Origin of the sequence: Saccharibacter sp. EH611 (genome assembly GCF_009834765.1) — a bacterium.
In the GTDB taxonomy this organism is placed as follows: domain Bacteria; phylum Pseudomonadota; class Alphaproteobacteria; order Acetobacterales; family Acetobacteraceae; genus Saccharibacter.
On sequence record NZ_WVHP01000021.1, the window covers coordinates 404,862 to 415,054 of the forward strand.

The window sequence follows — 10,193 nt, forward strand, 5'->3', positions numbered from 1 at the left end:
CTTTTTCATAAAGAGCAATGTAGTTGGTGGATTGCCAGTGATAGAAAAGGCTCATCCACACGAAAAGCCCCATTGGGATAAGATTTATGCTTCTTTCAATGAAAGGGTTGAAAGGAAGATTCATTTCTATCGTGGCGAGGCCTATTAATGAAACGACAGTCCAGTTTCCTACGGTTGTATTGTGGTTTGATAAACGTGTGATGACGCCCTGTATGAGGTTCAGGTAGGCTATTTTATTACTATCAGAAGTGGTTGTATTTGCACCACGATCAGAGACTGTCTTGCATTTTAATGAGAAATGGTTCCCTATTCCTAATCAAGACAAGGAACAATACGATATATTTTTATCTCACTCTCATAAAGATGATGACGAGATATATTTTATTGTAGGATTGTTCAAGTATTGTCTTGGGTTGAGATGTTTCGTAGATTCGTGGGAATAGGGATACATTAAAGATCTTCAAAGGGACATAGACAGAAAGTATTGCCTAAAAAACAATGGATGTTATTCCTATGAATTAAGAAATTCAACAACATCTATATTAAATATATCTCTTATATCATCTATACACAAAGCAATGGATCATATTGAGTGTGCTATTTTCATAGAGACAGGAAATAGTGTTTTAAAAAATATCGGCAGAAGTCGTGAAACTCTATCTCCATGGATATATGCAGAAAATATAGCGATGAATATGTTGCGGCCTCATCTTGATAGGTCGTCAACAATTTCTCAAGAAAGTCATAAAATTGGAGACGGTGTAGCGATGGATAGTTTGCCGGAGATAAGATTTTCATTAGAAAATATACCCGAACTTTCTATCGATATTTTAGATCAGGTGTTTCTTGATAAGAAGCAAGGAAAAGAGGTTTTAGATTTCTTTTATGTATATAATCCGAGCGGGAGTTCTTACAATTAGAATGGAGTATTTTATGTATTTCTATGTCAAAAATTTTCTCAAAACGGGCGATTCTTATACATCGCCCGTTTTGAGAAATTCATCATTACTTATTGGTCTAATGTTTCCACTGTAACAATACGAATGCGATGGCTAATATGTCGTTCAATATCGCGCAGGATGGTGCGTTCGTTGAGCGGAATGAAAGAGAGTGCGCGTCCTTTGCGTCCGGCACGGGCGGTTCGGCCAATACGGTGTACGTAGGTATCTGGTTTTGGCGGAAGGTCCACATTGACGACCATCTGGATATCGTCAATGTCTAGCCCACGCGCTGCAATATCGGTCGTGACAAGTACGTTGCCGGTATTGTTTTGAAAACGGGCAAGGGCTTTTTTACGCTCTCCCGGTGTCTGCCCACCATGAAGCGAGTGTGCGTTTGCTCCGCAGCGGCGCATAAAGCGCGCGATGGCGTCTGCACGTTGTTTTGTTTTGACAAATAGGATGCAGCGCCCTTCTGGCAAATGATGGGCGGCGATCTGCTTTAAGAGTGTTTCTTTTTCGTCTTCTTCAACAAAAATAGCCCGTTGTGTCAGGCGGCGTGGTGTCAGATTATCTTCTGCAATCTCAACACGCACTGGATTGCGCGTGACTTTCTTGGCAAGAGCCATGACGGGCTCTGGTAAGGTTGCCGAGCAGAAAACCGTCTGGGGACGGTCTGCTAGATAGGGCACGAGAGCGGTCATGCTCGCTGAAAACTCTTCATCTAAGAGACGATCAGCTTCATCTAAGACGAGATATATAATGTCACTGAGGATCAGGTCGCCCCGTTCCACAGTTTCCAGAAGACGCCCGTGGGTGGCGACGATAATATCAGCCCCATCGGCAAGGGCACGCTCTTGTTGATCGCGCGAGACACCACCACAAACGACGCGTGTTCGAATCGGAAGTTGTCGTCCTAGTTGCCGACAGACACCTGCGGTTTGCATGGCGAGATCGCGGGTTGGTTCCAGAATTAAAACGCGTGGGATTGAGGGCGTTTCGTGCCCTTCACGTTCTTTAAGGGCGGCAAGTTTTTGCAAAGCAGGTAAAACGAAAGCGGCTGTTTTCCCTGTGCCAGTTTGGCTAGGGAGAAGCACATCGCGTCCTTCTAATAGCGCAGGAATGCCCATTTTCTGAATCTCTGTTGGACGTGCAAGACCGCTACGCTGGGCGGCTTGGCAGAGAGCAGGGAGCAGACCAAGAGCATCGAACGTATTGGGTAAGGATGTCGTGGAAGTAGGGGGTGCTGAGGACGTCATAGGGACTGTTCTTGTCAGAAAGAGGTAAATCCGAGAGATTGAAAGCTGATACCCCTGACGGAGTCAGCTCATGCATGCAACACTTATCGCCGAAGATTTTGCCGGAATGTGGTCTCAGGGTCGAGGCCTTGCCGAGCGTGTTGGCTTTAGTTGGGAGAAGCAGCCGATTTTTATGCGCAAAGGTGACGTATGGCAATGTCTTCCTGCGCGTTTATGGCCATCGCCTCTCAAACGAGTGGAACCACTTGTGCTTTCACCCAAGACGGATGTCATTATCAGCTTAGGGGGACGAGGGGGGATTATTGGCGCTGCTTTGGGCAAACAGCATGGTTTGCCTGTCATTCAAGTTCAAAACCCGCGCACGACCCTGAAGCCCTATGCGGTGGTGATCGCTCACCATCATGACCAATTAGAAGGGAAGAATGTTTTCCTCACACGCACGGCCTTGCATGGGGTCACAGAAGATGTGTTGAAACAGGCGCAGCTGCAGTGGAAGGCGATCATTCGGACAGACGAGAAGCCTGTGCTGGGCGTGTTGTTAGGGGGATCAAATGGACGGTTTCGTTTTGGTGTATCGGAGGCCGCTCATATCGCTCAGCAGTTGGGTCATTTTATCCGTCAAAGAAACGTAAGTTGTGTTATTACTCCATCACGCCGAACATCACCAGAAGCACTAAGAGTGTTAAAAACAGAGCTGGAACCGCTTGGAGGGCGCTTTTTAGAGGGCACGGGGCAGAATAATCCCTATATGGGCCTATTGGCGTGCTCTGATATGCTAGCGGTGACGATGGATAGTGTCTCTATGATATCAGAGGCTGTGGCAACGTCGCTTCCTGTGGGTATTTTGCCATTATCGGGACGTTCAAAGCGGATTTCTTATTTTATTAAAATGCTGGAAAAACAAGGACGTGTACATTCTTTCTCGGCTGATCTCCCTTTAGAGACGGCAGAAAGACTTGACGATACTTCGCTAGCAGCGGAAGAAATACGACGTTACATGAAGCTCTGAGAAAGAGAAGGCAGGTCTATGCTGAATATCCGTACGTTCGGGCCGCAAGGCGGTAATGTGTTGTATAAAGCACTGTCGCACCCGCTGGTTGTGGATCGTATGAGGGCTTTAGAGCATGATCTAGCCGACAAAAAGATCGCGGTGTACGATCCCGATGGTTTTCTACCAACCGTTGTTGGGCTGTATCCTGGTTTAAAGCCTACCCTGGTTGTTACTCACGATACAGAACAAGTCGGGCGTGATGATGGTTTGAGTGGGACATTCCAAGCCCTCATAGATTTGCCGAGTATGGCTGTTGATGGCGTATTAGCGCTGTCTTTTGAGCATGCTAAAATGGTCACACGTTTAGGGGATCTTCTAAAGGGACGGCCTCTCTACACGCTAGAGGCGGCTCGTCTGCCAGAAGCATTTCTGCCTTATCCGCGGCCTTATCTCGATAAGTTAAATTTTGCGACCAACTTTTCTTTTTTTCGTGATGATGATCATTTCTCAACCCGTCTCGTGACCGCAAATTATTGGTCACAATACGGGGCACATAGGGTGACCTATTGGTTTCGCTTGTATGACCAAAAGGGGCATAGTCTGGCGGAATGGCAAAAACACGTTGAGGAAGACAATGCAGGCGTTGTCGTTGATAGCGCCGAGGTGCGTCAGCGTTTCGGTCTGCCTGCTTTTACCGGTCAGCTTTTCGTTCATGTGATTGGGGCAAAAGGGCACGACGTCGTTAAATATGCGCTTGATACCTTTGCACGTGGCGATGATCCCAGCTTGTCTGTAACGCATGATGCCAATGCATGGCCTTCAATGCGCTTTGCAACATTACCTGCTCCAGAGCAGGATGAAACGCTCCGCGTATGGCTTCAAAATAGCCACGGAACACCGATCCCTTCAGGAGAAGTAACCTTTAATGTGATGGGAGAGGATGACCATCGTGCGGTCTCACAAGAGGTAGGGCCTTACGAAACAGTTGCGGTTAATGTTGGTGCACTTTTCCCGGATGTTGCGTGGCCGGCACAATTTGAGATGCGTGCTGGGCAGCATGTGGTGCGTCCACGTTATGAGATTGTGCAGCGCGGTCGAACACGTATTGCTCACCTCAATGTTGAGCGGTCAGACATTGCCCCCGACCCCGCCATTCGTCAGATGTCACCATCGCTGGGCCGTGGTATTATTTTGCCATTCCCTGTGCTGAACCCAGCACATTATGAAACATTCGTGCAGCCTAATCCAATGTCAGAGGCATTGCAGACGTTGCCTGTCCGTATGGATATGTTTGATGAAAAAGGCCGTAAGGTAGGTTCCCATTTCTTTGGCAATTTACCGCGCAATCATCGTACGGTTGTTGCTGCCCACGAGCTCATGACATGTCCGGGTCATGCAGACCTTGTGTATGATTTCCGTGATGGTGGGGAAGCTGATGGATGGTTGCATTCTTTAGTGCGTTATCGTGACCGTCAAAGCGGTCATGCTGCTGAAACGAGTTTTGGTGGTCATATTTTCAATACGCTGATGACGTGGCGGTCAGAGCCGCAATCCTATTCTGGCCCTCCACCAGGGCTAACGACGCGTCTTTTCCTTAAACTTGGGCAAAAATTTGAGGGGGAAAACCTGCGGAGTTTTTGCTGCCTCATTTATCCAAGCTCAGCAGAAGGTGGAAAAGCGTCTACCACAATATTGTATCTCCATGCGGCGAATGGAAAGCAGATAGCTCAAAAAGCGATCAGCATTCATCCTTCAGGCTCTTTCATGGTAAGGCCTCATCAGATTTTCTCAGAGAATATACTGGAAAAGGCGGGTGAAGGAGGCTACGTTCTCATCCGTGATTTGACGTGCCGCTTATTTGGCTATCATGGGCTGGAAAATAGTGTCGGAGGTTTTTCTCTCGATCATATGTTTGGATTTTAGGAAAATTTAAATGAGCGCTAAAAACCCTCTTGCCAACATAAGGGGTTGTTGATAGAAAGCGCTCATCCCGATCGGGGTGCGTAGCTCAGCGGTAGAGCACTGCCTTCACACGGCAGGGGTCACAGGTTCAATCCCTGTCGTACCCACCACGGGATTCCCAGTTTTTAGCGGTTTGCCGCTGATATTGAATCGGTAGCGACAACGTTACTTTGTTCATATCTATTCATAAAAGTTCACGAGTCTTCATAGAAATTGACACAGATTTGACACGGTCATTTTCCCAAAACTTGCCCACCCAGTTTTTTCATTTCCGTAGGTGCTGGGCGGCTTGTAGTGAGGGGGTGTGAAGATGGTTCTGTGTATACTAACCACAGTATCCTGAGACGGTTCGCTTTAATGTGCGCTAGTCCGCATCTCCTTCCTTTCATTCCCATAATCCCGCATCATAATCGGAAGCTCGTGCAGGTCGGGATGGGTGTGTATTTCATCCGCTGCCTGCTTCTCTTCCTGTGCTGTGTAATGCACCAGCGGGGGGCAAAGCGGTTTGTATCGGGTCGGGGCGCAGCTTACTAACGTGCACAAAGCCATCGCACAAAAGACGTGCTTCATCAAAACGTCCCCTTATCCAGCTCTTCTGTAAGCTCATCGCCAGAACGTATGCCGTTCGTGCGGGCCTCTAGCATCCGTTGCGCGGCTTTTGCTGACTGTGTGGCGTCGCTGGCGTCTTGGCGTTCGGAGTGAACACGGGCGCTGTTGCGGCCTGCTCGGGTGCTATAGATGATCAGGGCCGTCAGGAAACTAAGCACGGTTAGGATGAAGCTCCCTGCGAAATAGGGGTTCATCGTTCCTCTCCGAACCAGCCTTCTTTAGGAGGGGCGTCAATCCAACCTTCTTTGTTGGTCATGGGTGATGTCCTTTGCTTCTTTTGAGTGTTTTGCGGGAGAGCCGAAGCCCTCTCATGTGGGTTAGCCCATTCCGTTAATAGCAGGTGTGGCCACCGGGGCCTCTTCGCTTGCGCCAGAAGCATCGGTCTTCTTCTTTTTCAAGCCTGCTAGCACCAGAGCAATCCCGGACAAAATGCCCGTAGCGCCTGCCAGCACAGAGGCCAGATCAAAGGAGACCTTGCTTTCCACAGTAGGCAGAACGCCATCGAGCAAACGGGCGGCACCGTCTGCGATCTTCTCTTGCGTTTCGCCTTTCTTCCCTGTGACGGCGGAGAAGATGTTTTCGCCAGCTTCGACAAGGGCGGTGATGGGGGGGGCTGTTGGTGTGGTTGTTTCTTCGGTCATGGTGTTTCTCAGTTTTCTTTTTGAGGAGATAGTAGGAGTGTTGGATGCATCAGACAGGCCGGCCCATCGCGGCAACGAAGCTCTGGCATGGTCATGGCTGGGGGCGTGTGTCAGTAGGCCGGCCTGCTTGGAAGCGGTTGGTGGCCCATCCGATATTGAGCGCAACGGTGCTGATGGCACGATAGAGCAGCCCCCAGCGTGAGCCGCTCGCCGGTGGCCGCACGGTGACGGTGACGAGCTTGCAGACGATGATCACACACGCGACGATCAGGCCGAGATTGCTGGGTAAGAGGTCAAGGAACGCGGTGATGTCCATAAAGTCTCCAGACATAAAAAAACCGCCTCAGCGGGCGGCGTTCAGTGGGGATGATGTTAGGTTATAGACGGTGGTGAAGCTGTTGCTTCACGAGCCACCTGCTCGACAAGGGGCCCGTAAGGGTCTTGGCCGTTTTCAACGCGGATAATGGCGTGCATGAGCGCGGTGAGTTGGTCGGGTGTGAGGGCGTTAAAGCGCTGTTTTGCGCCGAGACCAACGCGGGCGGCCACTGTGGCGGCGTAAGCGCTGGTATCATTGCCGTCCGTAGGCGGGGCCCATTTGGCGATGATACCAGCCATCGTGTTGACCCGATCACGCTCAACATAGCGTACAAGCTGGTCACGCAAAGCCCGCAAACCGTCTTCTGGTGTTGCGAACACCGCAAAGCGCCCATTGGGGCCGGCCTCCTTATGAGCGCCGGCTTGGCCAACATAGTTAAGATTGCCGGGATTGTTGTTGCGGATACCGCGTGGGAGAGAGGGCATGATCACCATCCAAAGCTGCGTTTACAGAGCTCGAACAACCCCACGGCAACACCGCCACCAGCCCCACCGGCAACGGTGAGCAGCATGGTTTTGCGGTTGTTCATCTCGCTCATTTGTTGGGAGATTTTGGCGAAGCCGTCATTCATCTGAGACGCCACAGCACTCACTTTGTCCGAAAGCGATTGAATGCTTTCTTGAGCGTATTGCTGCTTGGTTTCCAGTGTGACCACACGGTCGCGGAGTTCGTTGACTTCGCCGCGGCGGGCGCAGTCTGTGTCAGGCATGGGAGCCTCCTGTATTTGAGCATAAAAAAACCACCTCAGAAGGTGGCGTGTTAGGGGAAAAGGCGGCGGTATGATGTTACGTCGTCACATCATCCGGCATGTCAGGTAGTGCGGTGCTTGTGGTGTTAGAGCCGTCGAGGATGGCGCGGAGGGATTGCACATACGCACGCATTTTAGGGCCAAATGTTTCACCCATAGCCGACACCATGCTCGCTTGCTGCTGCACCTTCTGCATGGCCTCTTGAGCTTGCGGTTTCAGAGGGGGTGCTGGTGGTGTGTATTCTTCCAACGCTCCATCTGAACCAACACGGCAATGGCGGCCATACCAATAATCATATTGCTCTTTGGTAAGCGCGACAAAATGCGTCATATCGTTAGGCTTGCCAAAGAACGACATAAGCGGCCCCACAATCTTCGTTGTGGGATTAACGTAGCCATAATACCCAAACACAGCATTTTGAGCCTGCGTCTGATCCTGTTCATGCTGGCTGTTTTCTATGTTGTCTGTCATGACGATGCTCCCATAGGCCCAGTGACCGCCACGTCAAAAGCGGCGTCTTGAAAGCCACTTTCGCTCCGATCAATCCAGAAGCCGTTATTGGTTGTTTTTTGTTTGTAGATGTAAAGAACAGAACTCTCACCCATTCCGCCGTTACTGTTATAGCCGTATCCGTAGGTGATGAATATTTCATTCACCGGGTCGGATGCTGCAAACGCCACAGGAAACGGAATGTAGTTCACATTGGCAAGGTTCGTGATACGGAAATATTGTGTGACAACGCGCCCCGGAACCCCGCGCACTTCAGGTAGGGTATTGCCAGAGGGTGTCCCAATTGCTCCGTTGGCCCCATTGAGCCACCAGCTTTGACGGTTCTTGTTGTGGTCTGTTACGCCAAGGGAGAGAACCGGATTGCTGGTCGTACCGAGGAGCTGCATCGTTCCTTCAAGGCCCGATTCATCGGCACGTAGTCGGATTGTTCGACTATAGAGGTTGTTCTGCCACATATTGCCTAAGAGGATGGCATCCCCGGTTAATGTTCCCCCAGAGAGAGGCAACAATGTCGCCTCGACATTCTCCGCACGTTGTGTTTCAGCGGCGACAGCGTCCGTTGTGGCGAGGGTTTTCCCGCTGGGTGTAGTGACTGTTCCATCAGAAGCATTGAACCCCCAATTATGCCACGTCCCGGCTTCATCTTGCACACCGACAATGGCTATCGTCTTTCCATCAACGATCTGTGTTTGGAGGTAGCTGTTAGACTTCTTTCCTGCGACAACACTGACACATTTCCCGCCAAAGAGTGTATTCGCCCACGATGCCACGCTACTTACAGCCAGATCGCCTGTCATCGTTCCGCCAGAGAGGGGGAGCAGCCCCGCTTCAGCATTCTCCGCACGCTGGGTTTCAGCGACGATATCGTCCTTGGTTGCGAGGGTTTTCCCAGAAGCTGATCCGATATTGCCAATGACCACATGGCCATTGCCATCATCGTTTCCTTCAAGGAAGCGCGTTCCTCTCTCGGTGGTGATGTTGCCGCGATTGTCGGACGATAGAATGACATGATAATTCCCACCGCCATCACGAAGTACGATGCGCCCTGACGTTGTGCCAGCGTTGTTGTCGTTCACAAGCTGGAGATAGAACTGCTCACCGCTCAGTGCTGCGCCGATAGGTTGGGTCGCATAGACATTCTCAGATGGGCTAAATGTGCCACCCGAAAATAAAGCTCCCGACATCGTTCCGCCAGAGAGGGGGAGCAAAGCCGCTTCCGCCGCTTGAGCGCGTTGGGTTTCAGCTGTTAGAGCAGCCCCAATGGTGTCTATGCTGTTTGTTAAAGAGCTCCAAGAACCAGAACTTCCCTTTGTTGGATCATCGCCATTGTTATCTGCGATTGACACAAAAAGGTGCGTTGGGTCGTTCGGATGAGAGACTAATGACCCTCTAGGATAACCACCAATCTGCTGAGCATAAGAAGCACTAAATGGTCTGACCAAGCCTGCCTCAGACGCGCGAACGGCTTGAGACAGCATATTTAGAATGCCGTTCATGTCTTCGCCGTAAGGCGGCACGCCGCCTGCTGCAATGGGTGTGAAGGTTTCTTTGGGGAAGCCGAGAGCCAGTGAGGCGCGGCCAATGGCTGTTTTGCTGGGAGGAATTTGTGTGAGCGTGCCGCTATCGGCCTGCGCTCCGAAAGGGGTCGGGAAGAGTGGAGAGCTGTCGGTTTGTTTCATGTCAGGTGAACCTGCTGGTAAAGGATCGTGACGCCAGACGGACGAGGCAGAGCGCCGCTTTGTTGGATGATCGTGGCGTCGAGCGGAGAGAGCGGCCAGCTATGGCAGATCGTCATCGTGCCGTTCGCTTCTGCGAGCGATGTCGCGTCAAAGAAGATGCCGTTATTGAAGGTATGGGGCGTGTCAGCGCCTCTTTTGGCTTCTGAGAAACCCAGATAGTCGTTAGCTGGTGTGCCTTCGGAGAGGTAGATCATCCCTCGGTCGCCAAAGATCAGCATGAGGATACGGTTGATGTCGGCAATAGAGCCGCTGGAGATATTGGCCGCCGCTTTGGCCATAATCAGCCTGCGATACGCGTCATCGGCGAGAGCGAAGTTCTGCGTGCTGGTGGGGCCATTGTAGAAAACCCCCTCATTGAAAGGCCGCGCCGTTCCGGTGCTGTCATTGGCCTCGTCAAAGCCGAGATAGCGCGGTTGAGG

The 10,193-nt window shown here is 51.0% G+C and carries 13 protein-coding genes and 1 tRNA gene; 4 read left to right on the plus strand and 10 right to left on the minus strand.

Annotated features, from left to right (window positions below; genetic code table 11):
- Nucleotides 1-578: 578 nt before the first annotated feature.
- The gene (locus tag GS535_RS07110; protein ID WP_160791407.1) at nt 579-920 is read left to right on the plus strand and encodes a hypothetical protein; all 342 of its coding nucleotides are present in this window, start codon (nt 579-581) and stop codon (nt 918-920) included.
- 89 nt (nt 921-1,009) lie between these two features.
- Here the strand turns inward: GS535_RS07110 and GS535_RS07115 are convergent, their stop codons facing one another.
- Nucleotides 1,010-2,197: a DEAD/DEAH box helicase gene (locus GS535_RS07115; RefSeq protein WP_160791408.1), complete on the minus strand. Its 1,188-nt coding sequence runs from the start codon at nt 2,195-2,197 to the stop codon at nt 1,010-1,012.
- 70 nt (nt 2,198-2,267) lie between these two features.
- Between GS535_RS07115 and GS535_RS07120 the strand changes: the two genes are divergently transcribed.
- The 3 genes from GS535_RS07120 (at nt 2,268) to GS535_RS07130 (ending at nt 5,260) form a co-directional block, all read left to right on the plus strand.
- Nucleotides 2,268-3,206 (plus strand): mitochondrial fission ELM1 family protein, encoded by a 939-nt coding sequence (locus GS535_RS07120; RefSeq protein WP_160791409.1) that lies wholly within the window; start codon nt 2,268-2,270, stop codon nt 3,204-3,206.
- A gap of 18 nt (nt 3,207-3,224) precedes the next feature.
- On the plus strand, nt 3,225-5,111 hold the full coding sequence (locus tag GS535_RS07125) for an anti-sigma factor (RefSeq protein ID WP_160791410.1): 1,887 nt from the start codon (nt 3,225-3,227) through the stop codon (nt 5,109-5,111).
- 74 nt (nt 5,112-5,185) lie between these two features.
- Nucleotides 5,186-5,260 (plus strand) — tRNA-Val (locus tag GS535_RS07130).
- Between the two features lie 244 nt (nt 5,261-5,504).
- Here the strand turns inward: GS535_RS07130 and GS535_RS07135 are convergent.
- The 9 genes from GS535_RS07135 to GS535_RS07175 form a co-directional block, all read right to left on the minus strand.
- The gene (locus GS535_RS07135) at nt 5,505-5,720 is read right to left on the minus strand and encodes a hypothetical protein (RefSeq protein WP_160791411.1); all 216 of its coding nucleotides are present in this window, start codon (nt 5,718-5,720) and stop codon (nt 5,505-5,507) included.
- A complete protein-coding gene (locus tag GS535_RS07140; protein WP_160791412.1) occupies nt 5,720-5,953 on the minus strand; it encodes a hypothetical protein in 234 nt (77 codons plus the stop codon). Before GS535_RS07140 ends, GS535_RS07135 begins: the two co-directional genes overlap by 1 nt.
- 123 nt (nt 5,954-6,076) lie before the next feature.
- Entirely contained in the window at nt 6,077-6,400 is a 324-nt protein-coding gene (locus GS535_RS07145; protein ID WP_160791413.1) for a hypothetical protein, read from the minus strand.
- A 91-nt stretch (nt 6,401-6,491) separates the two neighbouring features.
- A complete protein-coding gene (locus tag GS535_RS07150; RefSeq protein WP_160793103.1) occupies nt 6,492-6,731 on the minus strand; it encodes a hypothetical protein in 240 nt (79 codons plus the stop codon).
- Nucleotides 6,732-6,772: 41 nt separating this feature from the next.
- Nucleotides 6,773-7,201: a structural protein P5 gene (locus GS535_RS07155; protein ID WP_237442220.1), complete on the minus strand. Its 429-nt coding sequence runs from the start codon at nt 7,199-7,201 to the stop codon at nt 6,773-6,775.
- 2 nt (nt 7,202-7,203) lie between these two features.
- Nucleotides 7,204-7,485, minus strand: a complete 282-nt coding sequence (locus tag GS535_RS07160) for a hypothetical protein (protein ID WP_160799184.1) — start codon at nt 7,483-7,485, stop codon at nt 7,204-7,206.
- A gap of 76 nt (nt 7,486-7,561) precedes the next feature.
- Nucleotides 7,562-7,996 carry a hypothetical protein gene (locus tag GS535_RS07165; RefSeq protein ID WP_160792625.1) on the minus strand — a complete coding sequence of 145 codons (435 nt, stop codon included), beginning with the start codon at nt 7,994-7,996 and terminating at the stop codon, nt 7,562-7,564.
- Nucleotides 7,993-9,714 carry a hypothetical protein gene (locus GS535_RS07170; protein WP_160792626.1) on the minus strand — a complete coding sequence of 574 codons (1,722 nt, stop codon included), beginning with the start codon at nt 9,712-9,714 and terminating at the stop codon, nt 7,993-7,995. The genes GS535_RS07165 and GS535_RS07170 overlap by 4 nt, the downstream gene beginning before the upstream one ends.
- On the minus strand, nt 9,711-10,193 hold a 483-nt coding region (locus GS535_RS07175; RefSeq protein WP_160799185.1), incomplete at its 5' end, for a DUF2612 domain-containing protein. The genes GS535_RS07175 and GS535_RS07170, both read right to left, overlap by 4 nt.